General features: G+C 71.8%; 26 protein-coding genes. 8 read left to right on the top strand and 18 right to left on the bottom strand.

Going from position 1 to position 26,764, the window contains the following annotated elements; all coding sequences use genetic code 11:
* Position 1 precedes the first annotated feature (1 nt).
* Together ACWD02_RS13060 and ACWD02_RS13055 are read left to right on the top strand one after the other, a co-directional pair.
* Positions 2–898, top strand: coding sequence for an SAM-dependent methyltransferase (locus ACWD02_RS13060; RefSeq protein WP_451208507.1), 897 nt, complete (start codon positions 2–4; stop codon positions 896–898).
* 265 nt (positions 899–1,163) lie between these two features.
* Positions 1,164–2,039: a TauD/TfdA dioxygenase family protein gene (locus ACWD02_RS13055; RefSeq protein ID WP_451209203.1), complete on the top strand. Its 876-nt coding sequence runs from the start codon at positions 1,164–1,166 to the stop codon at positions 2,037–2,039.
* Positions 2,040–2,086: 47 nt separating this feature from the next.
* Here the strand turns inward: ACWD02_RS13055 and ACWD02_RS13050 are convergent, their stop codons facing one another.
* From ACWD02_RS13050 to ACWD02_RS13025, 6 genes are all read right to left on the bottom strand, one after another.
* Positions 2,087–2,614, bottom strand: a complete 528-nt coding sequence (locus ACWD02_RS13050) for a GNAT family N-acetyltransferase (RefSeq protein ID WP_451208504.1) — start codon at positions 2,612–2,614, stop codon at positions 2,087–2,089.
* A gap of 3 nt (positions 2,615–2,617) precedes the next feature.
* Complete coding sequence (locus tag ACWD02_RS13045) at positions 2,618–3,829, bottom strand: RNA polymerase sigma factor (RefSeq protein ID WP_451209200.1); 1,212 nt, start codon at positions 3,827–3,829, stop codon at positions 2,618–2,620.
* A gap of 32 nt (positions 3,830–3,861) precedes the next feature.
* Positions 3,862–4,212 (bottom strand): YciI family protein, encoded by a 351-nt coding sequence (locus ACWD02_RS13040; RefSeq protein ID WP_451208501.1) that lies wholly within the window; start codon positions 4,210–4,212, stop codon positions 3,862–3,864.
* A 132-nt stretch (positions 4,213–4,344) separates the two neighbouring features.
* Positions 4,345–5,313: an aminoglycoside phosphotransferase family protein gene (locus tag ACWD02_RS13035; protein ID WP_451208498.1), complete on the bottom strand. Its 969-nt coding sequence runs from the start codon at positions 5,311–5,313 to the stop codon at positions 4,345–4,347.
* 156 nt (positions 5,314–5,469) lie between these two features.
* Entirely contained in the window at positions 5,470–5,913 is a 444-nt protein-coding gene (locus ACWD02_RS13030) for a subtilase-type protease inhibitor (RefSeq protein ID WP_451208495.1), read from the bottom strand.
* A gap of 338 nt (positions 5,914–6,251) precedes the next feature.
* Positions 6,252–8,687: a polysaccharide lyase 8 family protein gene (locus ACWD02_RS13025; protein WP_451208492.1), complete on the bottom strand. Its 2,436-nt coding sequence runs from the start codon at positions 8,685–8,687 to the stop codon at positions 6,252–6,254.
* 138 nt (positions 8,688–8,825) lie between these two features.
* Here ACWD02_RS13025 and ACWD02_RS13020 point away from each other — a divergent pair, with 138 nt between their 5' ends.
* Positions 8,826–9,509 carry an alpha/beta fold hydrolase gene (locus ACWD02_RS13020; protein WP_451208490.1) on the top strand — a complete coding sequence of 228 codons (684 nt, stop codon included), beginning with the start codon at positions 8,826–8,828 and terminating at the stop codon, positions 9,507–9,509.
* Positions 9,510–9,605: 96 nt separating this feature from the next.
* Here the strand turns inward: ACWD02_RS13020 and ACWD02_RS13015 are convergent, their stop codons facing one another.
* Both ACWD02_RS13015 and ACWD02_RS13010 read right to left on the bottom strand, forming a co-directional pair.
* The gene (locus ACWD02_RS13015) at positions 9,606–10,433 is read right to left on the bottom strand and encodes a hypothetical protein (RefSeq protein ID WP_451208487.1); all 828 of its coding nucleotides are present in this window, start codon (positions 10,431–10,433) and stop codon (positions 9,606–9,608) included.
* Positions 10,434–10,461: 28 nt separating this feature from the next.
* A complete protein-coding gene (locus ACWD02_RS13010; RefSeq protein WP_451208485.1) occupies positions 10,462–11,292 on the bottom strand; it encodes a slipin family protein in 831 nt (276 codons plus the stop codon).
* A gap of 120 nt (positions 11,293–11,412) precedes the next feature.
* Here ACWD02_RS13010 and ACWD02_RS13005 point away from each other — a divergent pair, with 120 nt between their 5' ends.
* Positions 11,413–12,141: a class I SAM-dependent methyltransferase gene (locus ACWD02_RS13005; protein WP_451208482.1), complete on the top strand. Its 729-nt coding sequence runs from the start codon at positions 11,413–11,415 to the stop codon at positions 12,139–12,141.
* 26 nt (positions 12,142–12,167) lie between these two features.
* Here ACWD02_RS13005 and ACWD02_RS13000 read toward each other — a convergent pair whose 3' ends face one another.
* Positions 12,168–13,106 (bottom strand): GlxA family transcriptional regulator, encoded by a 939-nt coding sequence (locus tag ACWD02_RS13000; RefSeq protein WP_451209197.1) that lies wholly within the window; start codon positions 13,104–13,106, stop codon positions 12,168–12,170.
* Positions 13,107–13,383: 277 nt separating this feature from the next.
* On the opposite strand from ACWD02_RS13000, the gene ACWD02_RS12995 reads away from it, so the two are divergent.
* Together ACWD02_RS12995 and ACWD02_RS12990 are read left to right on the top strand one after the other, a co-directional pair.
* The gene (locus ACWD02_RS12995; RefSeq protein ID WP_451208479.1) at positions 13,384–13,899 is read left to right on the top strand and encodes a hypothetical protein; all 516 of its coding nucleotides are present in this window, start codon (positions 13,384–13,386) and stop codon (positions 13,897–13,899) included.
* A gap of 107 nt (positions 13,900–14,006) precedes the next feature.
* Positions 14,007–14,141 (top strand): hypothetical protein, encoded by a 135-nt coding sequence (locus ACWD02_RS12990; RefSeq protein WP_451208476.1) that lies wholly within the window; start codon positions 14,007–14,009, stop codon positions 14,139–14,141.
* 36 nt (positions 14,142–14,177) lie between these two features.
* Here the strand turns inward: ACWD02_RS12990 and ACWD02_RS12985 are convergent, their stop codons facing one another.
* The 5 genes from ACWD02_RS12985 to ACWD02_RS12965 are packed head-to-tail and all read right to left on the bottom strand — an operon-like array spanning position 14,178 to position 20,533.
* Positions 14,178–15,380 (bottom strand): type III PLP-dependent enzyme, encoded by a 1,203-nt coding sequence (locus ACWD02_RS12985; protein WP_451208473.1) that lies wholly within the window; start codon positions 15,378–15,380, stop codon positions 14,178–14,180.
* Positions 15,377–17,233 carry an IucA/IucC family protein gene (locus ACWD02_RS12980; RefSeq protein WP_451208470.1) on the bottom strand — a complete coding sequence of 619 codons (1,857 nt, stop codon included), beginning with the start codon at positions 17,231–17,233 and terminating at the stop codon, positions 15,377–15,379. Before ACWD02_RS12980 ends, ACWD02_RS12985 begins: the two co-directional genes overlap by 4 nt.
* Positions 17,233–17,547 carry a hypothetical protein gene (locus ACWD02_RS12975; protein ID WP_451208467.1) on the bottom strand — a complete coding sequence of 105 codons (315 nt, stop codon included), beginning with the start codon at positions 17,545–17,547 and terminating at the stop codon, positions 17,233–17,235. Before ACWD02_RS12975 ends, ACWD02_RS12980 begins: the two co-directional genes overlap by 1 nt.
* On the bottom strand, positions 17,544–19,340 hold the full coding sequence (locus ACWD02_RS12970; protein ID WP_451208465.1) for an IucA/IucC family protein: 1,797 nt from the start codon (positions 19,338–19,340) through the stop codon (positions 17,544–17,546). Before ACWD02_RS12970 ends, ACWD02_RS12975 begins: the two co-directional genes overlap by 4 nt.
* Positions 19,337–20,533: an ATP-grasp domain-containing protein gene (locus ACWD02_RS12965; RefSeq protein WP_451208462.1), complete on the bottom strand. Its 1,197-nt coding sequence runs from the start codon at positions 20,531–20,533 to the stop codon at positions 19,337–19,339. Before ACWD02_RS12965 ends, ACWD02_RS12970 begins: the two co-directional genes overlap by 4 nt.
* A gap of 389 nt (positions 20,534–20,922) precedes the next feature.
* On the opposite strand from ACWD02_RS12965, the gene ACWD02_RS12960 reads away from it, so the two are divergent.
* Positions 20,923–21,792 (top strand): (2Fe-2S)-binding protein, encoded by an 870-nt coding sequence (locus ACWD02_RS12960; protein ID WP_451208459.1) that lies wholly within the window; start codon positions 20,923–20,925, stop codon positions 21,790–21,792.
* A gap of 51 nt (positions 21,793–21,843) precedes the next feature.
* Positions 21,844–22,932 carry an isopenicillin N synthase family dioxygenase gene (locus ACWD02_RS12955; protein WP_451208456.1) on the top strand — a complete coding sequence of 363 codons (1,089 nt, stop codon included), beginning with the start codon at positions 21,844–21,846 and terminating at the stop codon, positions 22,930–22,932.
* Here ACWD02_RS12955 and ACWD02_RS12950 read toward each other — a convergent pair.
* From ACWD02_RS12950 to ACWD02_RS12935, 4 genes are all read right to left on the bottom strand, one after another.
* Complete coding sequence (locus ACWD02_RS12950; RefSeq protein ID WP_451208454.1) at positions 22,886–23,620, bottom strand: Clp protease N-terminal domain-containing protein; 735 nt, start codon at positions 23,618–23,620, stop codon at positions 22,886–22,888. The two genes, ACWD02_RS12955 and ACWD02_RS12950, sit on opposite strands and share 47 nt — an antisense overlap.
* Before the next feature lie 32 nt (positions 23,621–23,652).
* Entirely contained in the window at positions 23,653–24,474 is an 822-nt protein-coding gene (locus ACWD02_RS12945) for an AraC family transcriptional regulator (RefSeq protein ID WP_451208451.1), read from the bottom strand.
* A 70-nt stretch (positions 24,475–24,544) separates the two neighbouring features.
* Complete coding sequence (locus tag ACWD02_RS12940) at positions 24,545–25,441, bottom strand: aminoglycoside phosphotransferase family protein (RefSeq protein ID WP_451208449.1); 897 nt, start codon at positions 25,439–25,441, stop codon at positions 24,545–24,547.
* Entirely contained in the window at positions 25,434–26,729 is a 1,296-nt protein-coding gene (locus ACWD02_RS12935; RefSeq protein ID WP_451208446.1) for an MFS transporter, read from the bottom strand. Before ACWD02_RS12935 ends, ACWD02_RS12940 begins: the two co-directional genes overlap by 8 nt.
* Between the last annotated feature and the right edge of the window lie 35 nt (positions 26,730–26,764).

Below are 26,764 nucleotides of genomic sequence, written 5' to 3'. Positions count from 1 at the left end.
CGTGACGGAGCAGGAACACATGTCCTTCGGGAGAGGTGGCGAACGCGCTGTGGCGGCAGACGACCAGGCCGAGTTGATGTCCATCCCCTTCGACGTGCCGACATCGGCGCGCGCCTACGGCTGGATGCTCGGCGGCAAGGACAACTACGCGGTCGACCGCGAGTTCCTGCTGCGGACGCTGCCCGCCTTCCCCGAGTGCGTCGACATCGCCCGCCAGAACCGCGAGTTCCTCTTCCGCGCCGTGCGCCACCTCACCAAGGCGGGCATCCGCCAGTTCATCGACATGGGCTGCGGCCTGCCGACCGACGACAACGTCCACCAGGTCGCCCGGCGCTTCGCACCCGACACCCGCGTCGTCTACGTGGACGTCGACCCGATCGTCCTCGCGCATGGCAGGGCGCTGCTCGCCGACGACTCCACCACCGCCGTCGTCCACGGCGACATGCGTGAGCAGGACGCGATCCTCGGCCACCCCGACGTCGTCCGGCTCATCGACTTCGACGAGCCGGTCGCGGTGCTCTTCCTTTCGGTGGTGCACCACCTCACCGACGCCGACGACCCACGCCGCGTGCTGCGCACGATCATCGACAAGGCGGCGCCCGGCAGTTACCTCGGCCTCTCGCAGGTCGTCGCCGACGACCCCGCCCGCGGCGCCGCGATGAGCGCGCACATCTCCGGCGGCGGCGTCCCCTGGCAGACCCGCACCCCGGCCGAGGTCGACACCCTCCTGGACGGCCTCGACCCGGTCGAGCCCGGCCTGGTGAACCTGGTCGACTGGCGCCCCGACGCCGACCAGCCCCCGCTGGCACCGGTCCACGAGGACCTGGCCCCCTATCTGGGCGCCACCGAGCAGAACAAGGGGATCTACGAGTACGGGGGTTTGCTCCGCAAGGCATAGCCATACACAATGGTGTGCATGATCCAGCACCTGACCGCCGCCGTGAGGACCTTCCAGGTCCCGTGGCGCTGTGGGTGCGAGCGATCGGGTCGCTAGCTGCCCGGGGACTCGTCTCCAGCCGTCCGGACTCTCCACTCCGTGACGCCACCCGTTCGCTCACAACTGAAGGATCACCATGGCCGTGGTTTCCCCTGCCGTCTCACCTGCCTCTCCCGCCTCCACCGGCTCTGCCGCGCTCCGTGACGCCCGCGTACCCGCCGACGGCATGTACGAAGGCCGTCGCACCCTGCGCCGCGTCCCCGAGGGCTGGGAAGAGCGCCCGTACGAACTGATCGACGTGGTCCCCCAGGGCCGTCTCATCGGCGCCGAGATCCGCGGCGTCGACCTCGCTCAGCCGCTCACGCCCGCGCTGCGCGAGGAGCTCAACCGCGCCCTCATCGAGTGGAAGGTGCTCTTCTTCCGCGGCGCCGGGATCACCTCCGAGCAGCAGCGCGCCTTCGCCCTGAACTGGGGCGAGTTGGAGACCAACCCGCTGCTCGCGCGCGGCTCGGCCGATGACGTCGTGCGGTTCGACAAGGGCGGCAGCGCGACGCCCACGTACGAGAACGTCTGGCACGCCGACGTCACCTTCCGCGAACGCCCCGCGCTCGGCGCGGTCCTGCAACTGCGCGAGGTGCCTCCGGTGGGCGGCGACACGATGTGGGCGGACATGGCCGCCGCGTACGACAACCTCCCCGACGAGGTGAAGGTTCGCATCGAGGACGCCCGGGCGGTGCACGACTTCATCCCCGGCTTCGTCCGTTTCTACGGCCCCGAGAAGCTGATCCCGCTCCAGGAGCAGTTCCCGCCGGTCACCCACCCGGTGGTGCGCAGGCACCCGGAGACCGGCCGGAAGATGCTCTTCGTGAACACCTCCTTCACCACGCACATCGTGGGCATGGAGCGAGCCGAGAGCGACCGGCTGCTGAGCTACCTCGTGCGGCAGGCGCAGGTCCCGGAGTACCAGGTGCGGTTCCACTGGCAGGCCGGTGACGTCGCCTTCTGGGACAACCGCGCCACCCAGCACTACGCGGTCGACGACTACGCCCCGCACCGCCGCGTGGCCGAACGCGTCGCGATAGCGGGCGACCGCCCGTTCTGAGCCTCTCCCTCGGAAGGAACCTGGTCAGGTGCGGACGGTGGCCTCGCTCAACGGTCCAGGGTCCGCAGCCACTTGACCTCGCCGTCCTGCCACTCGTCCGTGGGGGTGAGGCCCGCGGCGGTGGCGACGGCGGCCGATGCCCGGTGGTCCGGGTGGACATGGGCGACGATGCTGCGCACGGCCGGGTGCCCGGCCAGCCAGTCGGCGAGGGCGCGGGCCGCTTCCACGGCGATGCCCCGCCCCTGCCAGGGAGTTCCCACCACCCAGGCGATCTCCGCGAGCAGCTCACCACCGGCGCCGGCGGGCACCACCGTCGCCTGCACGGTCCCGACCAGGCACTCCTCGTCGCGCAGCCGAAGGACCCAGTTGCACCAGGAGACCGCCGGGTCGGGGGACCCGGCGGTCATCCGCCGGTAGCGGGCGCGCAGGGACCGCGGATCGTCGGGGGAGCCGCCGATGAAGGTGTGCAGGGCCGGATCGGACAGCGCCACGGCCATCTCGTCGGCGTGCTCGACCCCAAGAGGTACGAGGACGAGGCGGGCGGTGCTGATTTCCTGGGCGCGGACCGTGGGCATGCGTCAGCCTAACCGGGGGGCCGGCCCCTCCTGCCGGCGGCCGAGCAGGAACGCACGCTCGGCCGCGTTCTCGGTACGGGCGAGGGCGGCGTCGTACGCGGCGTTCGCCTCGGCGGTGCGGCCCAGGCGCCGGAGCAGGTCGGCGCGGACGGCGTGGAAGACGTGATAGCCGTCGAGGCCCAGCTCGTCGACGAGGGCCAACGCCGCGGCGGGGCCCTTGACTTCGGCGACGGCCACCGCGCGGTTGAGGGCCGAGACCGGGCTCGGGGTGACGGCCAGGAGCTGGTCGTACAGCTGGAGGATCTGGCCCCAGTCCGTGGCGTCCGCGGTCGTCGCGTCGCTGTGCACGGCGTTGATCGCGGCCTGGATCTGGTACGGCCCGGGCCGGCCGCGGCGCAGGCAGCGGCGGACGAGTTCCTGGCCCTCGGCGATCAGGGCGCGGTCCCATCGGCCGCGGTCCTGGTCGGCGAGGAGGACGAGCCCGCCGTCGGCGGTGGTCCTGGCCGGCCGCCGCGACTCGGAGAGCAGCATCAGCGCGAGCAGGCCCAGGGCCTCCGGCTCGTCGGGCATCAGCTCGGTCAGGAGCCGTCCCAGGCGCACGGCTTCCGCGCAGAGGTCGTCGCGGACGAGCGCGTCTCCCGCGCCGGCCGTGTGCCCCTCGTTGTAGACGAGGTAGACGACGGCCAGGACCGCGTGGAGCCGTTCCGGCAGGTCCGCGTCGCTGGGCACCCGGTACGGGATGTGCGCGTCGCGGATCTTGCCCTTGGCCCGCACGATCCGCTGGGCCATGGTCGGCTCCGGCACCAGGAAGGCGCGGGCGATCTCCGTGGTGGTGAGTCCGCCCAGGAGACGCAGCGTGAGGGCCACCCGCGCCGCCGGGGCGAGCGCGGGATGGCAGCAGGTGAAGATCAGGCGCAGGCGGTCGTCGCGCACGGGTCCCTCCTGGGCCGGTGCCTCGTGGGCGTGCAGCAGGGCGGCCTGCGCATGCCGGTCCTCGCGGGACGCCTCGCGGCGCAGGCGGTCGATCGCGCGGTTGCGGGCGGTGGTGATGATCCAGCCGGCCGGGCTCGGCGGCAGACCGGTGTCAGGCCACCGCCGCGCCGCCGTGGCGAACGCCTCCTGGACCGCCTCCTCGGCGATGTCGATGTCGCCGAAGACGCGGACCAGTACGGCCACCGCGCGCCCGTACTCCGCACGGAAGACCTGTTCGATCATCTCCGACGTGACCTCGGGGGGATCTGAGGTCACTAGCAGGATCCGGGCTGCAGCGGCCTGACCTCGACGGGCAGGGTGATGGCGCGGGCCACCTTGGCGCCCCAGGCGAGCGCCTCGTCCAGGTCGGCCGCCTGGATCACGGTGAAGCCGCCCAGATGCTCCTTGCCCTCGACGTACGGGCCGTCGGTCGTGAGCACCTCGCTGTCCTTGAGGCGCAGCACGGTCGCCGTGCTCGGCGGGAAGAGGCCCCCGGCGAACACCCAGGCGCCCGCCTCCTTGAGCTCGGTGTTCACCGCCTCGACGTCGCGCATGATCGGTTCGAGGATCTCCGGCTCCGGGACGCCGCCGTCGGGCTGGTAAACGCTGATCAAGTACTGGTTCATGGCTGCCTCTCCTTGGGACCGGCGGATCGCTCTGACCGGCCGTTGTCGGCTTCTCACTGTCCATACGAACGGCGATCGGCCGGATCGACATGCCGAGGGAAAATTCTTCCGGCGACATCTCGCGGTGGATTCTCAGCGATCGGCGATGACCGCGGCGAGGTTCCGCAGCGCCGCCGTCACCCGCGCCGGATCGTCGAAGAACGGGTCGTCGGGGACGGGCAGCGATCCCGCGAGCGCGATCCCGCGGGCCCGCGCCCACATCGCGTCGTCCACGCCGGCCGCATCGCGGAACGCGCCGCGGGCCTCGTCCGGCAGGAACAGCCACGCGGGCAGCAGGTCGACCGCCGGGTCGCCCACGGCCAGTGTCCCGAAGTCGATGACGGCACTCAGACGCCCTTCGACGGCCAGGAGATTGCCGGTCGCGAGGTCACCGTGGACCCAGACCGGCGGCTCGTCCCACGCGGGAGCCGCGAGCGCCGCGTCCCATACGGCGGTCACCGCGTCGGTGTCGACGAGGCCCGTCACCTTCAGCTTCGCGATCTTGGCGCGTACGAGGGAGTCGGCGCACAAGGAGTCGCACTCGGTGCCCACCCGTTCCCCGCGGAACGCGTTGCTGAGCCGGGGGCCCGGGCCGCCCGTGGGGTCGATGCGTCGCAGGGCGGTGACGAACCCGGCCAGGTCCGCCGCCGCCCGGAGCGGATCGGCCAGGGATTCGGTGGTCGCGGTGTCGCCCTCCAGCCACCGGTAGACGGACCAGGGGAAGGGGTAGCCCTCGCCGGGCTCGCCCATGCCGAGCGGCTCGGAGACGGCGAGGGGCAGCTGCGGGGCGAGCCACGGCAGCCATCGCTGTTCCGCCTCCACCTGTCCGACCCAGCGGCGGTAGCGCGGCAGTCGCACGGACATGCCGGCGCCGAGCCGGTAGGTCGCGTTGTCCATGCCGGACCGCGGGACCGGGGTGATCGGCAGGTCTGCCCATCGGGGGAACTGCGCTGCCAGCAGTCGGCGGACCAGGTCCGTGTCGATGTGCGGGTCGCGGTCGGCTCCGTCGACGGCGTCGAGGTCCCGCGTGGTGTCACGGTCCTCGGATCCGCTTGCTGTCATCTGAGCAACTCCCTGACATACCAAGCGCCTTGGACGTCGCTCGGGGCGTCGTCCAAGGCGCGGTCGTGACGGACGAGGCCTCATCCCACCGTCAGGGCCGAGGCCGCGTCCACCCAATTACCGCCGCTTTCACGGCAGGTAGAGGGTCGGGGAGGCTCAGAACGTGAAGGCCGCGCCTTCGGCGAGGCCCGCCCGCATCTCGCAGCTGTTGCCGAAGGTCTGGCTCCACGTGACGCGCCGGCCCTGCCACACGCCGTCGACGGTGACGACGACGGGCTGCCATTCCTTCGTGCAGAACGCGGCGGGAGACGCGCTGACCAGCTGGGCGAACTCGCCGTTCACGGCACGCAGTTCGGCACAGGCGGCAGATGCCGAGGGGTGGGTACCCGAGGCCTTGGGCGCGCAGTTCAGCGTCACGGCGCGCTGCATCGTAGCGGTGTCCGCCTCCTCGCCCTGGCCGACGGCGAGGACCAGTGACGAGGGCGCGTGCAGGCCGGCGTCGGCCGCCTTGGGCTGGGCCTGTGCCGTGCCAGAGGTTCCGGACATCACGCAGGCGGCCACGACAGCGGTGGCGCCCACCGTCTTGAGGAAGAAACGCACGTCAACTCTCCTTTGATGCGGGTGTTGTCCTGGTTGCTGACGGGAGTCTTGCCGGTGCGGAGAGTGAGCACCAAATGTATGGTCGATTTCCGGATGCATGTGTCCGCTGAGCGGTCACTGGACGGCTGTTCGGGCAGCTCAGGGCGGGCGGCAAGGCTGCGAGAGGAGGCCTCGCGGGCGTCCAGCATATGGACCGGAAGCGATGGTGCAAGCAAGAACAACTGCCTGACCTGCGACGACAGTTGTTTTGATTTTCTACCGGAATCGAGGGTCGACCGGAAAGCATCGGTGCTACGGGTGCGGGGCGCCGTTCGGGTGGGCCGCGCCCCGCCCGGACGTCAGCCCAGCCTGACCGTGATCCGCTGCGTGGCCCCCTTCGTGCCGCTCAGATCCCCGAAGGTCAGCTTCAGGGACGCGCCCGTCGCCGCCGAGGTGACCGTGGCGGGCCTGGCCGTCACCGCGGCCACGGCGCGACTCCAGGTCAGCGTCAACGAGGTCTGCGCGCGCATCGGGTCGCTGACGCAGATGACCGCGGTGCCGTCGCTCTTCTCGCTGATCTGCACGGAGCAGGGGGCGCTCGCGGTGAGCTTGCCGACCGTTCCGCCGAACCAGAAGCTGACCCCGGTGAAGCCCAGTGAGGGCACGGAGACGCCCTGCTGGTTGTCGGAGTTGGCAAGGATCTGGAGCCATCCGGTGGCCGCCGACCGGGCCGCCGTCTGTGCCGCGCTCGCGCCCGGCATCAGGACGTAGGCGTACGTGCCGTTCGTCGGGGCGCTGCCGTGGTCGACGTACATGGTGAGGTACTTGCGGGCGATCGCGGTCGTCGAGCCGCCCTTGTTGATGTCGCTCCACTTGCCGGTGCGCTCCTCGCGCAGCGCCTTGACCGTCGCGCCACCGGGGAAGACATAGCCGCCGTGCCCGCCGATGTGCGCCCACTTGGCGCCGGTGAGCGTCGCCGACCAGGGGGACGTGGTCGGCTTGGCGGCGCCGTCCACCTGGAAGGGGGTGGTTCCCGTCGGGCCGAGGTTGCGGTTCTCGACGGTCGTCTCGACCGCCGCGCCGTCCGTGCAGGCGATGCCCGCGCCCAGGCAGACGATCGCGTCGTCCAGGCAGAACCACGACTTCTTCGCACGCAGGGTGCTCTGCAGGCCCTTCAAGTACTGCCCGATCGCGGCGCGTTGCCCGTCACTCGCTCCGCCCACCCACCTCACGTCCGGCAGGGACGCGCCCCAGTCGCCGCCCGCCGCATCCGCGAGCGCCTTGCGGGAGGCCGTGATGCCGGGCAGTCGGTAGGGGTCGACGGTGGGCCAGAAGGCGTCGCTGTACTGCCCGTTGGCGTAACTGTCGCCCCACCAATAGAGCATGCCGGAGCCGGTGTGCCAGCCGCGCAGGTTCTCGCCGTTGCCCGTCTCGTAGTACGTGATGCGGGGATCGGCCATGCTGATCGACGCGGCCCAGCCGGGGCGCCGGTGCGTGGCGCGGGCCATGCTGGGGAAGAGGCGGTGGCCGGTGGGCTCGGCGAGGGCGGTCACCGACGCATCGTCCTCAATGTCCTGCAACCGGGCCAGGCTCGTCAGACCGAGCGAGGCGTCGCTCAGCGGCGGGCTGTAGTAGTCGCGCCGCATCCAGCCCTTGACCAGGCCGCGCCAGCGCGCGTTCTCGGCGGCGCTCGCGCCCTGACCCAGGAGCGCCACGGCCGCCATGATGGGGTGGCCGCGCCGGTGGTCGTCCGCCTGGATCTTCTTGGTGTCGGACGCGGCCAGGCCGCGGCTGATGGCGCGGCCCGCCACCCCGTCCATGACGAGGCCGTTGTAGATGAACGGCGCCCACGCCTTCTCCACGGCGTCGAAGACGATCTGCTTCTTGGCGTCCGTGACCTCCCAACTGGAGCCCCGCAGCAGCGAGAAGAGCATGCCGAGGCCGCCCAGCATCACCGACCCGTACGAGCCCGTGTAGGGCACGGTGGTGTGCTGGATGAACGAGCCGTCGGTGTAGAGGCCGTCGCCGGTCGTCACGTACGGGAAGACGGGGGAGAGTGCGTCCCTGGCCAGCGCGATCTTCGCGGCACTGGCGCCGACGACCCCGCGCAGGGCGAGCACACGGCACAGGTCGACGCGATTGGCTCCGGTGCTCGTCCCGGTGTAACTGCCCACCGCGGAGTCGGGCACGAAGTGGTCCACGGCCCTGCAGTAGGCGGCCACCTGGGTCGCGGACAACTGGTCGTACATCAGCACGCAGACGTCGAGGAGGGCCTGCGGGGCGCCAATCTGCCAGCTGTACCAGTTGCCGAAGCGCGCCTGGTTCTCGTTGTAGACCTCGGCGCAGAGATGATCGAGGCCTTTGAGGATGCCGGTCCTGAGGCCGGCGTCGCCGGTCAGGCCCGTGCCCTCCTGCCGGTAGGCCTGGGCCATGGTGCTGAGCCTGCTGTAACCGGTTACCACGTTGGCGGAGTATCCGTACGACTCTTGGTCTGTGTCCGGATCGGGGTCGGCGTACGAGATGTCCGGCCACAGGGAGCCCGTGGCGGGGGCCATGGTGTCGCGCAGTTCCCGCGCCGTGGTGCCGAGTTCGGCGAGGCGGCTCTTGAAGGGCTCGGCCGCCGGGGAGAAGCCCTCGCCGAGGAGAAGGGTGCGCCACCTGGTGCGCAGCGCCTCGTAGGCGTCCGCTTGCTCCGCCGCTGCCGCCTCGTCGGCGGGCAGACCCGAGGCCGTCAGGGCGAGCGCGGAGCCACCGGTGGTGAGCAGGAAGGCGCGGCGGGACCAAGGAGAGTGCATGGGGTCTCCGATGGTGAGGGGGGAGTGCGGCGGAAGAAGGCGCGAGGGCTGCGAGGGCCGAGAGGAGAGCAAGCGCTTTCTAGCATGGGTCCGGGCCACTGCTCAATGGGTCGCGCATCGCGCTGTAGCGTCAGGGGCATGAGCGATCACGCGGTGGTGGATGTGGGCGACGTACGCCTGGCCTATCGGACCTGGGGCGACTCGTACGGAGCGCCCGTCGTGCTGCTGCACGGGCTCGGCGGTTCCTCGGCGAGCTGGGAGAAGGTCGGGCAGACGCTCGGCCAGGAGTGGCGGGTGTACGCGCTCGATCTGCGCGGGCACGGGGAGAGCGACTGGCCGGACGAGTACACGGTCGAGCTGATGCGGGACGACGTGCTCGGCTTCCTCGACGAGCTCAGCCTGGACCGGGTGGGCCTTGTGGGTCACTCCATGGGCGGGGTCGTGGCCTATCTGCTCGCCCAGGAGCACCCGGACCGCGTCGAGCGCCTCGTCCTGGAGGAGGCGCCGCCCCCCTACCCGCGCGACTGGGTCGAGGCCCCGCAACCCGACGGGGCCATCGACTTCGACTGGCCCGTGTCCCCCGCGGTCCGCGCCCAGATCTTCGACCCCGACCGGGAGTGGGCCGAACGCCTCGGCGAGATCGTCGCGCCGACGCTGATCGTGGCGGGCGGCCCGGACAGCAGCATGCCGCAGGAGCGCATCCCCGACATGGCCGCGGCGATCCCCGACTCCCGGGTGATCTCGATCCCGGTCGGCCACGATGTGCACGAGCAGAGCCCGCAGCAGTTCGCGGAGCAGGTCAGCGAGTTCTTCACCAGCTGAACGGGTGGGCGGATCGGGCGACGCGGGCGGCTCGGTCGGTGCCGCAGTGGTGCGGGGCCTGGCGCGAACATGCCCCGCACCACCGCGGACAAGGCGCTACGCCGGCCGGGGCCGTGACTGGTGGAGGCGGGCGTAGTAGCGGCCCTCCGCCTCCAGGCCCGTGGGGTCGTCACCGGCCTCGAGCACCTGGGCCACCGCGCTGCTCTGCTCGGCGATATCGGTGAACATCCGCTGCGGGTAAGTCCGTTCGGGATCGGTGTCGGTGGCCAGGCCGTGCGCGTCCAGCGTCGCGAGGATCTCCCCGAAGGACACCGTGCGCAGGGCGAACGCGCTCACCCACACCGGGATGCGGGCCGCGTCCAGGAGCGCGCCGAAGGTGCGGTGCGTGATGTAGCCGATGCCTCCGGTGACCGTGATCAGGCCGACGCGCCCCATGGCGTCGCGCAACCCGTCGCTGGGCGGGTGGCGCTCGAGGTTCTCGGCATACGCCTCGTCGAGCAGCCCCACCTCCAGGGCGTACCGCGTGGCGTTGCCGGCGGTGTCGAGACCGATGACCGGGACGGCGTCGGAGCGCCGACGTGCGGCGTAGAACTCCTTGTCGGCCTCGACGAGCTCGCCCCGGGCCAGGGCCGCGGTCTCGGCGCTGGTGTAGTGCGCGTACAGGTCGGCGAGCGTGAGGTCGTGGCAGAGCAGCGCCGCGTTGATCCCGTAGGAGCAGCAGAGGTCCAGGACCGTGACGGGGAGCTGGGTGCCGCGCACCGCCGACCGCTGGGCGAGCGTGCGCCGGAAGACGCCCTGCGCGTGCTGCGGTATCTCGTACCCCAGGGGGCCCAGGGTGCGGAAGTACGCGCGGGGGTCGGGCTGGTCGTAGATGTCGTCGAACCGGGTCTTGCCTGCCGCGGTGGTGGCCCGGGCGCCGGTCATGAGGCATGCCTCCTGCTCGTGCTTGTGCCTATGCCGCCTCCGGTCGTTCCGGCTCCGGGTTCGCCGCCGTGGCCGGTGGCGCGGTCGGCAGCGCCTGCGCCTGCTGGGCCTTCTCCAGGAAGCGCAGGAGTTCCACGGGGAAGGGCAGGACGAGGGTCGAGTTCTTCTCGGCGGCGACGGCCACCACGGTCTGCAGCAGCCGCAGTTGCAGCGCGGCGGGTTCCTCCGCCATCTGGTGCGCGGCCTCGGCCAGCTTCTTGGAGGCCTGCAGCTCGGCGTCCGCGTTGATCACGCGGGCCCGCCGCTCACGGTCGGCCTCGGCCTGCCGCGCCATCGAGCGCTTCATGGTCTCCGGGAGCGACACGTCCTTGATCTCGACCCGGTCGATCTGTACGCCCCAGCCCATGGCGGGGGAGTCGATCATCAACTCAAGGCCTTGGTTGAGCTTCTCGCGGTTGGAGAGCAGATCGTCCAGATCGCTCTTGCCGATGATCGAACGCAGCGACGTCTGCGCCATCTGCGAGACGGCGAAGCGGTAGTCCTCGACCTTGATCACCGCGTCCGCCGCGTCGATCACCTTGAAGTAGATGACCGCGTCCACGCGCACGGTGACGTTGTCCCGGGTGATGCCGTCCTGCGCCGGGACCGGCATCGTCACGATCTGCAGGTTCACCTTGTTCAGGCGGTCGACACCGGGGACGATCATGGTGAATCCCGGCTGACGGACCTCCTCCCGCAGCCGGCCGAGGCGGAACACCACACCCCGCTCGTACTGCTTGACCACGCGGGCCGCCGACGCCACGTACAGAAACCCGGCAGCCGCGACCGCGGCCCCTGCCGTGAGCAGCTCTTCGACCATGACGACCCCCTTCTTCCGAGTCGCCCGTCCCACTACCAAGATATGCCCCGGTTTGTCCGGGGTCGAGGGTTTGCCCGTGGCCGCGCCCCGGCCGCCCCGCCGCTGACTAGGGTGGGGACGGTGTTCACCTCCCAGGGACCCACACTCCGCGAACTGGCCGTGCAGGCGCTCTCCTCCATCGAGGACGGCTATGACCTGCTGGCCCCGAAGTTCGACCACACCCCATTCCGCACCCCCGACCGGATGCTGCACGCCGTCGCGGACACCCTGGGGCGACTGGGGCCGTTCGATGCGGGGCTCGATGTCTGCTGCGGCACCGGTGCGGGCGTCGAGACGCTGCTGCCGCTGTGCCGGGAGCGGGTCACCGGCGTGGACTTCAGCTCGGGGATGCTGACCGAGGCGCGGGCTGCCGTGGTCCCGCGCCGGGCCGGGCCCGCCGTGCAGTGGGTGCGGGCCGACGCCCGCGCCCTGCCCTTCGTCGACGTCTTCGACCTGGCGGTCAGCTTCGGGGCGTTCGGGCACTTTCTGCCCGCCGAGCGTCCGAAGCTGTTCGCGGAGGTGTGCGGGGCGCTGCGGCCCGGCGGGGTCTTCGCCTTCCCGATCGGCGCGCCGCCGCCCCCGACCTCGCCGCTGTACTGGGCGCTGCTCGGCTTCGACGGGGTGATGCGGGTGCGGAACCTGCTGTGGCGTCCGCCGTTCGTCATGTACTACAGGACCTTCCCGCTGCGGGGCGTGCTCGACGACCTGCTCCGGGCCGGCTTCACCATGCGGCTGCATCCGCTGGAGCAGTTCGGGCGCCGCGCCGACGGCAGCCCTCACTGGTGCCTCGTCGAGGCCCGCAAGGTCTGAGCGTCACCGCACGGCGGCGGCCGGTGTCACTGGAAGGCCCTGCGATAGGCCTGCGGGCTGACTCCGGCGACGCGCTTGAAGCGGTCACGGAACGCGGTGGGCGAGCCGAAGCCGACCTGGACGGCGATGCGCTCGACGGAGTGCCCCGTCGATTCGAGCAGGTGCTGGGCCTGCCGGATGCGGGCGCGGTGCAGCCACTGCAGAGGTGTGCTGCCCGTCTGATCCCGGAAGCGGCGCAGCAGGGTACGGGTGCTCATGCCCGCCCGGCTTGCGATGTCCTCCAGGGTGAGCTCACGGCCGGCGTTCTCCTCCAGCCAGCGCAGGAGCGGCTCGAGTTCGGAGCCCTGTGGTGTGGGCGGAGCCTCCGGGACGATGAACTGGGCCTGGCCGCCCTCGCGTTCCAGGGGCATCACCGAGAGCCGGGCGGCGTCCGCCGCGACGGCCGAGCCGTAATCCCTGCGGATCAGGTGCAGACACAGGTCGAGCCCGGCGGCGGCGCCGGCGGAGGTCAGGATCTGCCCGTTGTCGACGTAGAGCACGTCCGGGTCGACGTCGATGTCGGGGTGGCGTTCGGCGAGTTCGGCCGCGGCCGCCCAGTGTGTGGTGGCGCGCAGCCCGGAGAGCAGTCCGGCCGCGGCGAGCGTGAAGGTGCCGGCGCAGATCGAGGCGATCCGCGTCCCGTCGGCAGCCGCGTCCCGCAGTGCGGCGAGCGCCGCGTCGGGGAGGGGCCGGGACACGTCGGCGCTGCCGGGCACGATGATCGTGTCCGCGTCCGCGAGCCCCTCAAGGCCCCAGGGCGCCCGGAGGGTGAACAGGCCGGCGTCGGTCTCGGGCGCGGCGGCGCAGACACGCACCCGGTAGCCGGGGCGTCCGCCGGGCAGCCGGGTGCGGCCGAAGACCTCGATGGGGGTGGACAGGTCGAACGGGATGACGGTGTCCAGTGCCAGGACGGCCACGGTGTGCATGGCGGCAACGTACGCCAGGGTCAGGATCTCGCCAAGCCGGTGCGCAGGCACGGAGGGCTCTTGCCCCTCCCATGCACTGGCCTGGCATCCGATGGCGGTATCTCTGCGAAGCCTGTCATTAATGCCACTGTTCGGTGGACGGGGCGCTGACTAATCTCGGCGAGCGGGTCCCGGTCGCGGCCGTGCGACCGCCGCTAATCCGCATCTTCGCCGTTCCGCACCTTCGCCGTTCCGCACCTCCGCACCTCTGCCGTTCTACGAATTCCGAGGGCCCGTCGTGACCAAGTTCTTCCTGACGCTGCATGTGCTGGCCGCCATCCTCACGGTCGGCCCGGTCACCGTCGCCGCCAGCATGTTCCCCGCGGTCCTGCGGCGCGCCCAGGCCGACCCGCGGGACGCGGCGGCCCTCGCCTCGCTGCGGCTGCTGCAGCGCATCTGCTCGGTGTACGCGTTCGTCGGCGTCGCCGTCCCCATCACCGGACTGGTGACCGCACAGAGCCTGGGCGTGCTCGGCAGCGCCTGGCTGATCGCCTCGATCATCATCACGATGGCGGCGGCCGTGGTGCTCATCGTCCTCGTCCTGCCGCGCCAGGAGGCCGCGCTCGAAGCGGTGGCCGCAGCAGGGCAAGGCGCTGAGGGTGCGGGCGGGCAACTCGCCGAGGGAGGAGGCGTGGTGGCCGTGGGGGAGCGCACCAGCTCTCAACTCGCGATGTACACCGGCATCTTCAACCTCCTCTGGGCCACCGTCACCGTCCTCATGATCATCAGGCCGGGCTCCACGACCGGAGCCTGATCCCGCGCACCCTCGTGCGGTGGCCCCGGAAGTACCGGAGCTTCAACCGTGAACCCGGGGGCACATGGACTTCCGTCAACCTCTGACCGGGCTGAAGGAGAGAAGACGTGCACCCAGATACGTCGGTCGAACTGGCCAAGATGTGGGCATCGCGCGGGGGAGCGACGATGTTCGTCATCGTTTTCGTCGTCTTCGCGATAGCCCTCGTGGCGCTGCTGATGCGGAGCAGGAACCGCCGGTGAGCGGGTGCCGCCACGCCGTCGGGCAGGCGAGGGCGGTCACAGGAAGTGGAAGCCCGGCCTCGGGTGCATCAGGAAATCGTGGTGCGAGATGTTCCACGCGTACGCGCCCGCCATCGCGAACACCACCCGGTCCCCGGCCCGCAGCCCCGGCACCGGAACCTGCCGGGACAGGACGTCCTTCGGGGTGCACAACTGCCCCGCGAACGTCACCCGGTCCTGCCGTGCCTCGGACCGGGGCCAGGGGTGCGGCCACGGCCCGGCCGCCGGGAGCACGGTGCACGGCTGGTCGTGGCCCTTGGCCGCCGGAGTGCGCAGATGGTGGGTGCCGCCGCGCACCACCGCGAACTCCTCGCCGTGGCTCTGCTTCACGTCCAGGACCTCGGTGGCGTACCAGCCGCAGTACGCGCTCAGCGCCCGCCCCGGCTCGATGCGCAGCGTCAGTAAGGGGTGCGCCGCGCAGAGCCGGGCAAGGCCCTCGCCGTACGCGGTCCAGTCGAAGCGCACGCCGGGGTCGGCGTAGTCGACGCTCATCCCGCCGCCGACGTTCACCTCCGTGAGGCGGATGCCGTGTCGTGCGGCGAGTGCCTGCGACCACGTCACGATCGACTCGGCGACGGCGAGCTGCCGCGGTGCGTCGAGCCCGCTGGCCAGATGGGCGTGTACGCCCAGCAGATGAAGCTCGGGGAGGCTCCCTGCGGTGAACAGAGAGACCGCGCAGTCCGCCTCGGCCGGGTCGATGCCGAAGGGAGTGGGGCGTCCGCCCATCGCGAGGGAACTGCCCTCCAGAGACGCGGCGCCGACGTCGAGATTGAACCGGAGCAGGACGCCCACGCGGGTGTGCGGCGCCACGCGGGCGGTGATCGAGGCCAGCATCCGCAGCTCGTAGACGCTCTCGACATGGAAGCGTTCCACGCCCAGCTCCAGGGCGGCGACGAGCTCGTCCGGCGTCTTGCCGGGACCGCCGAAGGCCAGCGGGCGCCCGGCCACCGCCTTGGCCACATGCGCGAGTTCGCCGCCCGACGACACCTCGTAACCGTCGACGTGCGGGCCGAGCGCGGTCAGGATCTCCGGCTCGGGGTTGGCCTTGGCGGCGTAGTGGAGCTCGACCTGCCGGGGGAGCGCGGCGCGCACGGCGGCGGCATGGGCGTCGAGTGCGGACAAGTCGTAGAGATACGCGGGGAGTTCGTCGGAGGCAAGGCCGAGGGCGTGCTCGCGTACGGCGGCGGTGGGGGCGGTCATCCGGCGGTGCTCCAAGGTGCGTCGGCAGGGACATCCAGGTCCCGTACGTGCTCGGCGAGCGGAAAGGGTGAGGTGAGCCGGACATAGGCCGCGTCCCGGTCGGCCCTGCGCTCCCAGCGGGTGAGCAGATTGGCCTTGGCGGGCAGCGGCTCCCCGGCGAGCAGGGCGCGGAGCCGTGGCGGGCAGCCGTGCGTGTCCGCGAACTCCTGCACGGTGGCGCGGACCTGCGACCAGAGCGCGGGCTCGGTCTGCGGATGGAGATCGGCGAGGGCGGCGAGCAGCTCGGCGACGTGGTTCACCAGGAGGCAGTACACGACGCGGTCCCAGCCGCGCCGCGCGTCGTACGTCATCGGCCCCGCGACCTCCGGCGGGAGCGCGGCCAAGGTCCGCGCGTGGCGCTCGGGGATCAGCTTGGTGCCCTCCAGGTCGCGGAAGAGCACCTGCGCGGGCATGCCGCCGCCGTCGACGCAGACGAGGACGTTCTGCAGATGCGGTTCGAGCACCAGGCCGTGGTCGAAGTACGCGGCGAGCACCGGCGGCAGCAGAAGCCGGAGATACGTCCGCCACCAGTCGAGCGCCCGCTGCGGACCGGCGCCCGCCAAGAGGCGGGAGATGTGGCCGGGGCCCGTCGGGTACTCGTCCGCGACGGCCGCGGCGAGCAGCGGCGTCGTACCGGGAAGGAGCCGGTCTGCCAGGCCTTCGCGGACGATGACGCCGAAGCCCTCCAGCAGGGCGAGGTCGGGACGCCCGTCGGGTCCGGTGAGCGCCAGGCTGCGGTAGGCGGGTTCACGCAGCACCGCGCTGCCCGGGAAGCGGGCGGTCAGGTCGTCCAGGGCGCATTCGAGTGCGCGGGTGAGCGCGACGGCGCCCGATAGCTCGTAACTGGCGTTCTTGCGCAGGCAGTTGGTGATGCGCACGTTGAGGCTGAACTTCAGGAAGGTGTCACCGTCGTACAGCGTGCGCACGGATGCGGTGGCCGCGAAGGGGGCGCCGCCGGGGCCCAGGTCGACGATGTCCTCGCGGGCAAGGGCGGCGCGCAGCCCCGGGTGCTCCCGCAGCAGGTCGTACTGCCAGGGGTGCACCGGCAGCAGCCGGTAGCCCTCGGGTACCGGCCCGAGGCGGTCGAGCGGTGCCGTGGCGCCCGGCCGCACCGACTCCTCGGTGATGAGGTGGTGCCGTACGGCGAGGTGGCGCAGCGGGAAGGCGGCCGCGGTCTCGGGGGCGTACGCGGACCAGTCGGCGAGATCGCCGCCGCGGGCCTTGGGGGTGGGGTGGAAGCGGTGGCCGAACAGCAGGGACCGCTCGGAGGCGAGGTAGTCCGCGAGCCACTTCGGAGCCCTCTTCGCCGAGTTGAGGGCCGCATCCGTCACGGTGGCCCTCCCTGTGCCGGGCGCCGGGCGGGCGGCGGCGATCCCGGCGCTGACCCCTTCATGGCTGGAGGCGATCTGTTCGAGGAACTCCTCGTTGCGCACGCCTGTGCGCAACGAGAGCTCGGCATGGGTGTACTCGGCGAGGCGAGGCCACTCCACCTCCACCCAGGTGCCGTTCCGCTGCTCGGTCACCGGGCCGGTGAAGCGGTGGGCGCCGAGCAGGGAGGTGCGGCGCAGCGCGACCCGCAGGAGGACCCCGCGGCGCGGCAGCCGGAGCAGCAGATCCCCGTCGACCACGGCGGTCTGGCGCTCGGGGCCGGAGACTTCGCGCAGCAGGCAGTTGAGGAGGGTGTGCGTCACCGCGTGGTCGGCGCTGGGCAGACGGGTGGGCGCGGCACCGGCGACGGGGGCGCAGGCGACGTGGGCGGCGGGCAGGGCGGGTGTGGCGGACGGGGCGGCGTACGTGCCGGTCGGCAAGGACATCAACGGCTCCAGCGGATGCGGGGCGAGCGGCGGAACTGGGCGGGAAGAGTGGCGGCGGCCAAGGCTGCCGGGGCGGTCGCGGCGCCGGTCAGGAGGGGCGCGGGCGGGCCTATGAGGCGGTGGCCCCGCAGGGGTGCGCCGAGCGCGCCGAAGACCGTCGGGGCGACGCAAAGGAGCCCGGCCCAGCGGGCGCTCGCGTCGCCCGACTCCGGGAGGATCTCGGATAGATACGGGAGTGGACCGAGGCCGGCGACCGTCCGCGCACCCGCTCCCGGAGGGCCCGGCCGTGACTGCGGGCTTGCGGCGGGCATCATGAAACCCCTGCGTGGCGCAGGTAGTTGGGGCCTGTCGTGTAGTGCTTGTTGATGTCGGCGGCTCCGGAGCGTTCCTTGGACAGCAGGGTGCCCGCGGTGACCATCGCCTTGACGGGAAGCTCCGCCGCGTCCAGGACGTAAGCCCTCAGGAGGGCGCCCGGTTCGCCGGGCCCGAGCCTTTCGACGGCCTCGGTGAGCCGCTCGCGCACGAGCCCGAGCAGCCGCCGCAGCGGGGCGTGACCGTGCCGGGCGAGCCCGAAGGCGTAGGCGCCTGCGCAGAGGTGGAGGGTGATGGTGGTGAACACGTCGAGCACGGGCAGATCGCCGACGACGAAGATGCGCGCGTCATCGAACGCCTCGGGTTCCGGCGCCTGTTGCCCCATGACCGCGCGCAGCCGGGCGAGGTTGACGCGCGGCCCGTCGTTGTCCTTGAAGAGCAGCCGCAGCCGGGTACGGCTGCTCGCACCCGCGTCCGCGGGGTGGTGGTCGAGGACCAGCGAGATGTTCTGCTGATGCGACTCCAGGGCGATCCCGTGGGCGAAGAGGGTGGTCTGCCAGTCGAAGAGGAGGGTGAGCGTGGCGTCCAGGAGGGCGAGGGGATCATCGCCGTAGAAGCGGTCGGCGAGATGGTCGAGGAGCAGGCGGTCGCCACCGGGTGCCGGGCACAGGAGTGCGGCCATCGGTACGACCACGGCGTCGTCGAGTCCGGCGGGGTAGCGGCGCAGCAGCACGGCGAGGAGTTCGTGGCCCGCGTGGGCGAAGCGGGTCTCGTCCGCGTGCAGGACGACGCCCTTGAACCGGGGTTCGCGGTCGATGACGGCCTCGATCAGCCGTTGGCCTGCCGCGCCGTCGGTGAGGGTGCCCCGCTTGATGGTGCGCCGGTTGCGCAGGCCCAGCGTGGCGGTGGCGAGCGGCAGCTTGAGGTGCCGGGTGGGGTCGGAGGCGAGGGCGACGGTGCGCATGGACAGGGTGGGTACGACGTCGGGCCCCGGCTCGCCGACGAACTGGGCCTGCCCGTCGAGCCCGGCTGCCCGCAGGGCGTCCCGCACGGTTCCGTCCGCGGTCAAGGGGTGCACGGGCAGCACGAAGTGGCTTCCCTCGAGCTCGGGCGCGCCCGCCGCACGGGGGGAGAGCCAGGCGTCGCTGCCGCCGCCGACGGTGACGGCCTCGCGGGGCAGGGCGAGCCGGCGCAGTGCGAAGGTGGGGTGGAACTCGGGTGCGTACGCCCGGAGTTGGGCGGGGGTGAGCCCGGAGCGGCCGCGCGAGGTCGGATACACGGGATGATCCGCGCGCGCGGCGAGGGTGTCGTACCCGATGCCACCCGCGAGCCCGGTCCAGGCGGCGGGATCGGGTCCGTACCGTCCGGAAAGCAGGGCCTCAACCTCACCCTTCGTCCCGGCGTGCAGCCGCGTGGCGTCGAGTGCCTGCTCGCACTCCACGGCGAACGCGTCGAACCCGCCACGGTCGACGGGGTCGGCGAGGTCACGCAGCGCGGCCAGAACGCTGCCCGCGTCGGCGAGCTCGCCCCCGTCGGACTCCCGACGGAGCACGGGGAGCCGAGCGGCGTAGGTGGCCTGATATCCATCGGCACGGACCGGCATGAGCAGGGCACCGCCGTCCATGCTCCTCCGCTCGGGCACCGGCAGCCGCAGCCACAGGCCGTCCGGGCGTCGCACTTTCTCGCTTCGGGTGCGCCACCCCAGTACGTCCTCGCGCAGGAGTGCGCTCAGTACGCGTAAGAGGAGCGCGGCCTCGGCCCCGGCCGCGGGCGTCCCGCCGGGCTGCGGGGTCACGGTGTGATCTCCCAGTGATGCGCGGCGAGGAAGTCGGCCACGGCTCGGTCGACCGCTGCCTGGTCGGCGCCGGTGGCGCGCACCACGCCGAGGAAGTCGCGGTTCGTGCCGTGCAGTTCGTGACGTTCGCCGATCTCGCGCAGGGGGCGGTACGTGAGGCGCACGCCGCCCACCGTCACTTCGGTCGCTCGCGGCGCCGCCGTCAGCGTTCCCGCGCGCCGGGCGCACGGATAGTCGAGCCGTGCCCGGCCGTCCGTTCGCGCACCCAGGTCGGACGGCAGCGGCTCACCCAGGTGCGTGCGGAGGATGTGCTCGAAGAGCGGCAGGTCCAGGAGCTGAGCGAGAAGCAGATCGCATTGGTCGCCGATGGCGCGGTAGTTGACCTCGATGAGCCGCGCCCGCCCCTCGGACACCACGAATTCCGTGTGGCAGGCCCCGAATCCAACGCCCAACACATCGAGCTGGTGCAGGACTTGAGCCACCACCGGCGCGGGATGCGCGGGGGTGAACGTCATTCGTTCCTCGATGAAGTACGGCGGTGGCGACACCTCCGTGCGGAAGCCGCCAAGGACATGCCGGACGCGCCCGTCGCCGAGCGTCTCCAGGGTGCACAACTCACCGGCGAGATACTCCTCGACGACCAGCGCGGCCCCCGGACGCCGCTCCTGTATCTCCGCGCACCGCCGCACCAACTGCTCCGGATCCTCGACCAGCACCACGTCCTCGCTCGCCACGCCTTCCCGCGGCTTGACCACGCAGGGGAACGGCACGTCGAGAGCACCGATGTCGGACGGGTCCTGTCCCGCGGACAACTCCGCGGACCAGACCGCGTCAGCACCCTCGGCGGCGAGGTGGCGTCGCATGTGCGCCTTGTCCTTGGTGCGCAGCGCCACCCGCCAGTCCTTGCCGGGCAGCCCGAAGTAGTCGGCGGCCAGCGCCGCTTGGGTCTGCAGATGGTCGCTGTTGGTGAAGATCGCGCCGGGGGAGTGGTGGGCGGAGATCCGGCTGATGACGGCGCGGAAGTCTCGCACGTCGCACTCCAGGATCTCCGGGGCGGCCGGCCCCTCGCGGAGACGGTGGGCATCCGGCTGATCCGTGAGGAGGGTGACGTCGAGGCCGAGCCCGCGCGCGGCGGGCAGAAAGCCTTCGGTGACCGAGTCGGTGGGGTTGCGGGCAAGGACGTACAGCCGCATGTGCGAGTCCACTTCCGGGTGCGAACGGAGGTGCTGTGTGTGACGGGGGGAAGAGGGAGGGGCGGGCCCGTCGAACGGCCGGCCGCCCGCCCTATGCGTGCGTCTGTTTGACCGTTGGCACGACACCCGTCACCTGGGCCACGCTCTTCCCGCGGGTGCGGTGAGGGCGGCGGACGGCCCCAGCGATCTTGGACACGGGACGAGAGTTTAGGTTAGGTATGCCTAACGATGTCAACTCGCCGTGAGGGGTGGGTCACGCGTGACGTCGAGTTCCACGGCGCGCCGCTCACGATGCGGCACATTGAAGAGAAATAAGGTAAGCCTTACCTAGTTCACGGTGGCGGGACCGCCGTCGGACGACCGATGGACCTGCCCTCCAAGGAGTACGAGTGCCGCTCACCGTGGCCCCGGACCTGGCGCCCGACGCCACCGCCCTGAGCCCCGCCGCCCTGCTCGCCGCGACCTATCGGCGCCTCACCGCGCACTGCGGGACACTCGCCGTCGCGGTGGCGCGACCCGACTCGTCCGCGGGCCAAGGCTGGGTGACCGGCGCCGAACTGACGTCCCATCACGACGCGATGGAAGCCTTCGTCGCGGCGGAGGCCGCACGCATCCGCGGCGGCCACGACCACACCCCGCGCCCGGACGTCGCCGCGTCCCGCGCCCTGCACGGCTACCTCTGGTCGGTGTCCCTGCTGATGAGCGGCGCCTGGTACCTGGAGCGGCGCGTGCCGCGCATCCGTCCGCAGGACGTACGCGTCCATCTGGAGACCGGCGCCTTCGAGATCGTCCCCGGTTCCTTCGCCTGCTTCCCGGACGATCCGGCGGCCGGGCTCCCCGGGACGCGGATTCTCGCCGACGAGGAGTCGCTCCGTGTCGAACTGCGCGCCGCCGTCGTCGCGCACATGCGACCGCTGCTCTCCGCCATCGGTCCCCGACTGCGGCGCGGGCAGCGGGCGTTGTGGGGCATGGCGGGGGACGATCTCATCTCCGGGATCTGGTATCTGGGGCGCGTGCTCGGCCAGGAGGACGAGGCGCTGCGGGCGGTGGACGCACTGCTTCCCGGCCCGGTCGAGCCCTTTCCCGGTGGCGCGGCCTTCCGTCATCTGACGACCCGTGACGGAGAGCGGCACCCGACCCGTACGCGGCTCGGCTGCTGCCTCTACTACACGATCCGCGCCGCCGAGGCGTGCGGCACCTGCCCGCGCGTGTGCGACGCGGAACGTCTGCGGAGGCTGGAGTCGGAATCCGGTGGGTGAAGTCGTGATAGGGAGTCGGGCGTAGCCCCTCGCTCGCGCCAGGAGACGCCCATGCCCTTCCAGGTTCCCGTCATCGACCTCACGCCGTACGTCGAGGACGGCCCGGCATCCGAACGCGCCCGGGTTGCCCGGGAGTTGGACGATGCCTGTGCTCGGGTCGGATTCATCCAGATCCTCGGTCACGGCATCCCTGATGAGACGGTGGACGGCCTGACCGCCGCCGTCGACGGCTTCTTCGGCCTGCCCCTGGAGGTGCGGAAGACTTATCGGGTCACCGGTGCGAACCGCGGCTACAGTCCGCCCAAGAGTGAATCCCTCAGCTTGAGCCTGGGTGTGGAGTCGGCCGGGCGCATGAACGACTTCTTCGAGGCGTTCAACATCGGCACCGAAGCCCGCTCGTTCCCCGGACTCGGCCTGTCCGAGGACGACTACGGGCTCAACGTCTGGCCCACGCAGGTCGACGGGTTCGAAACAGCCGTGCTGAGGTACTTCGCCGAGGCCGGCCGCGTGGCCCGCACCCTGACCCGCGTCTTCGCGGACGCCTTGGGGGAGCCGGCCGACTTCTTCGAGTCGCTGACCGACCACTCCATCGACGTACTGCGCATGAACAACTACGCCCTCCCCGAAGGTGCCGTCACCCTCGACGGCGATCTGACGGGGATGGGAGAACACACCGATTTCGGCCTGGTCACCGTGTTGTGGGCGGATCAGGTCGCCGGGCTGCAGGTGCTCGGCGCCGACGGGGCCTGGCACGACGTGTCCCCCGTCGACGGCGCGCTCCTGGTCAACCTCGGCGATCTCACCGCCCGGCTCACCAACGACCGCTGGATGTCCACCCTGCACCGGGTCAAGCCGCCGATCGTGGACGGCGGCATCGTCCGGCGCAGGTCGGCCGCCTACTTCCACGACGGCAACGTCGACGCGGTCATCTCCACGCTGCCGAGCCACCTCGACGCCTCCGACGAGCTGGCCTACGAACCGATTCTCGTGCGCGACCACATCAAGGCGAAGCTCGCCGGGTCCCGGCAGGGCAAGGCGAACGCGGCGGCCGTCCGGGAGGCGGCGCGGGTCCGTGCGGCCGGGAGCGGTTCACTCACGCCTGGTCGAGCGAGGCGCGGATCGCCTCCAGGGCCTCGGTGATGTTCGCCTCGGCGGCCGCCTTGTCGATCCCGAGCCCGGCGAGCGTGCCCGTGCCGCCCTCCGCCTCCAGGAGCGAGAGCAGGATGTGCTCGGTCCCGATGTAGTTGTGCCCGAGCCGCAGGGCCTCGCGGTAGGTGAGTTCGAGGACCTTCTTCGCCCCGGCGTCGTACGGGATGAGGTCGGGCACCTCGCCGACCGCGGGCGGCAGTGTCTCGGCGACGCTCTCACGGATCGCGTCGAGCGAACCTCCCTGCGCGACGAGCGCCTTCGCGGCGAGGGCGTCCGGTTCGGTCAGGAGGGCGAGCGTCAGATGTCCGGGGCCGATCTCGTCGTTCCCCGCCGCACGGGCCTCCTCCTGCGAGGCCATGACCACGTTCTTCGCCCGGTCGGTGAAACGGCTGAAGCCCTGCCGGGGGTCGAGGTCCGACATCTCGCCGGGGTCCTTGGCCACGAACCGCTTCTGGGCCGCCTGGCGGGTGACCCCCATGCTCTTGCCGATGTCTGTCCACGAGGCGCCCGAGCGGCGCGCCTGGTCCACGAAGTGGCCGATCAGATGGTCGGCGACATCGCCCAGGTGATCGGCGGCGATCACGGCGTCGGAGAGCTGGTCGAGGGCGGCTTCGGGGTGGGCCTTCTTGATGGCCTGGATCAGGTCGTCGAGGCGGATGGGCTGCGTGGGTTGCGTCATGTGTCAACGTTAGGTTGACAGTCAAAGGGGTGTCAACCCTGTGTTGACACATGGCCGGTCGATGCGATGCGCTCCCTTGGCTGGTTGTGTGCCCGCCACGCGCCGGGCGTGTGGCCGAAGGCCCGGCGGAAGACGTCGATGAAGGCACTGCTCGATGCCCAGCCGCAGCGGTGCGCGACCACGGTGACCGGGATGTCGTCGGCCAGCAGGCACAGGGCGTGGTGCAGGCGCAGTTGGGTGCGCCACTGGGGAAAGCTCATGCCGAGTTCGGCGCGGCAGAGCCGGGTCAGGGTGCGGTCGCTGACGCCCGTCGCGGCGCCGAGCCGCGCCAGGGTCCGGGGGTCGGCCGGGTCGGCGCGGAGGATGGCGCACACCGCGACCAGCCGTGGATCGCGGGCCGCCGGCACGTGGACGGGCTGCTGGGTCGAGTGGCGGAGCTGGTCCAGCAGGACGGCCCGCAGGCGACGGCGCTCGGCGCCGCGCCCGTCGCGAGGCGCGGGCGGTTCGGGCGCCTCGGCCTCCCGGGTGTACTCGATGATCAACTCGCGCAGCAGCGGGGCGACTTCGAGCACGGCGGGCCGGTCGAGGCGCAGCGGGTTGTCCGCCATCGGCAGGCCCACCAAGTGCAGGTCCGTGTCGCCGTACGCGCGGTGCTCGTGGACGGTACCCGCGGGGATCCAGATGGCTCGCGTCGCGGGCGCGACCCAACTGCCCGCGTCAGTGGTGACCGAGAGGACGCCGCGGCCCGCGTACACGATCTGGTGCTCGTCGTGCCGGTGCGCGTCGACCTCGGCGCCCGCGCGGAGGGGGAGCAGGCCGGTGGTCGCCCGAGGGGTGTGGCGGATGGTCGGCACAGGCGAGGATTTTACCGGGAGGGGGCGGGCCGGGTCGGGCTTGGCACCCGAGCCCGGGCAACCGAGGCCGTCAGTGGTCCGCCAGGACGCGATCGAGCGTTGCCCGGCCTGCCACGCCCCAGGTCAGCTTCCCGCCGGGGAGCCCCTTCTCACCGGCGCGGCCGATGTGGATGAGGCCGAAGGCGCGCAGCAGCGCCCAGCCCCGGGAGCGCCTGACGGTCGCCTCGTCCGCGCGGGCGTAGGCGTCGAAGAACCGTGACGCCGCGCCCGCGGGAAGGAGCAGCCATGCCGCCGAGAGGTCGGTCGCGGGATCTCCCGCGCAGAGTTCGCCGAAGTCGAGCACGCCGGACAGCGTGCCGCCGGAGCCGACGACGTTCGCGGGGTGCAGGTCGCCGTGCAGCCAGACCGGCGGGCCCGCCGGTTCGGGGGCCGAGACGGCGTCCTCCCACATGTCCCGTACGCCGGTGGGGACGTCGCTGAAGGCGGCGAGGGCCTTGAGGCCTTCGTCGAGTCCGGGCGCGTAGTGGTGGAGAGGAAGGCCGCGCGTCGGGTTGACCGGGGCATCCGCGGGCGCTTCCACGTGGAGCGCCCGCAGGAACCGCGCCAGCGTGTCGGCCGCGTGGTCACCGCGGCTGAGGGGGGTGCGGTCGGCCGGTTCACCGTGGACCCAGGCCGTGACCGTCCACGGCTTGGGGAAGCGGGCGGACGGCTCGCTGATCCGCAGGGGTGTCGGCACCGGCAGGGGCAGGCGTGCGGCCAGGCCGGGGAGCCAGTGGTGCTCCTTGCGGAGCAGGTCAGGGGCGCGTTCCGTGCACGGGATGCGTACGGCCAAGTCCTCGCCCAGGCGCCACAGTTGGTTGTCCCAACCGCGTACCGCCCCGTGGAGTTCGAGGCCGGCGAGGTCTGGGTGCTGCTCATGGAGCAGGGAACGGACCAAGGACTCGTCGATCTCTGCGAGGTCACCCATGTGCGGAGTACCCATCCCTCGGCGTGCTGGTGGTCGGCCGATGAATATACGCTTCGCTGCTTCCGTGCCCCGCCCGCACGCCCGCGGCCCGCGACCGCTCCGCCCACCGCACGGCTGGCCCCGTCACGAGACCCGCCCCGACGAAGATCCCGCCGAGGACGAACCAGCCCGGCACGCCCCACACCACGAGGAGCGAGGTGAGCAGGAGCGGGCCGAGGGTACGCGCGACGGGGACACCGGAGCCGAAGAACCCCTGATACTGGCCCACTTGATGCGCGGGCGCCAGGTCGAAGCTGATCTGCCAGGAGCCCGCGGACTGCTGCATCTCCGCGATGACCTGGAGCACCGCCCCCGCCACCAGTACCGCCACCGTCGCCCACACCGGCAGCCCCGCCGCCGAGCAGGCGAGGACCGCGCACGAGGCGAGCATGACGAGGCCGGAGCGTCGTACCGCGCGGGTGGCCGAGCGCGGGCCGTCGACGTCGCGGGCCATGCGGACCTGGAACGCCATCACCGCAAGGGTGTTGAGGACGAAGAGCGCCGAGACCAGCCAGCTGGGCGCGTTCGTCCGCTCCACCACCCATAGCGGGATCGCCAGGCTCAGCAGCGGCATCCGCAGCAGCAGGACCGCGTTGAGCACGGTGATGACGGCGTACGGCCGGTCGCGGAGCACCGCGAGGCGGGGCTCGCCCTTCCCGCGCCCCACGGACCGCGGCACCGCGGGCAGCCGCAGCAGCACCAGCGCGCAGAGCAGGAAGCTGACCGAGTCCAGTGTGAAGACCGCCAGATACGCCTCGCGCGTGTCGTGCTGCAGGGCGACGCCGCCGACGGCCGCCCCGACGGCGAGACCGGCGTTGAGCGTCGACTGAAGGTGGGCCAGGACACCCGTGCGGGCCCCCGGCGTGACCAGGCCCGCGAGCAGCGCCTGCCGTGCCGCGGCGAGCCCGCACTGGGTGACCGCGTACAGGCAGGCCGCGACGAGGAAGGGCACGAAGGAGCGGATGAACAGGAAGGACGCCACCGACGCGCCGGTGGCCAGGGCGAGCAGCACCGCCATGCCGCGCGGCCCCCTCCGGTCGGCCAGCGCGCCCAGCGGGACACCCGTCACGGAACCGATGGCCCACGCGATCGTGAGCGCGAGCCCGATCTGGGTGGGGGAGAGGCCGACGACGCGGGTGAAGTAGAGGGCCGAGGTCACGTAGTAGGCGCCGTCGCCGAGCGAGTTGCACAACTGGGCCGTGGCGAGCACGCGCGGCGCTCCCGCGGGCGGCAGGATCTGGATCGGCACGACGCTCCCGTGGCAGGCGGCCGTTGGGCCGGTTC

Source organism: Streptomyces sp. NPDC002853 (assembly GCF_053591915.1).
Note: the sequence above shows the minus strand (reverse complement) of the source record. Positions and strands in the feature narration are given on the sequence as shown.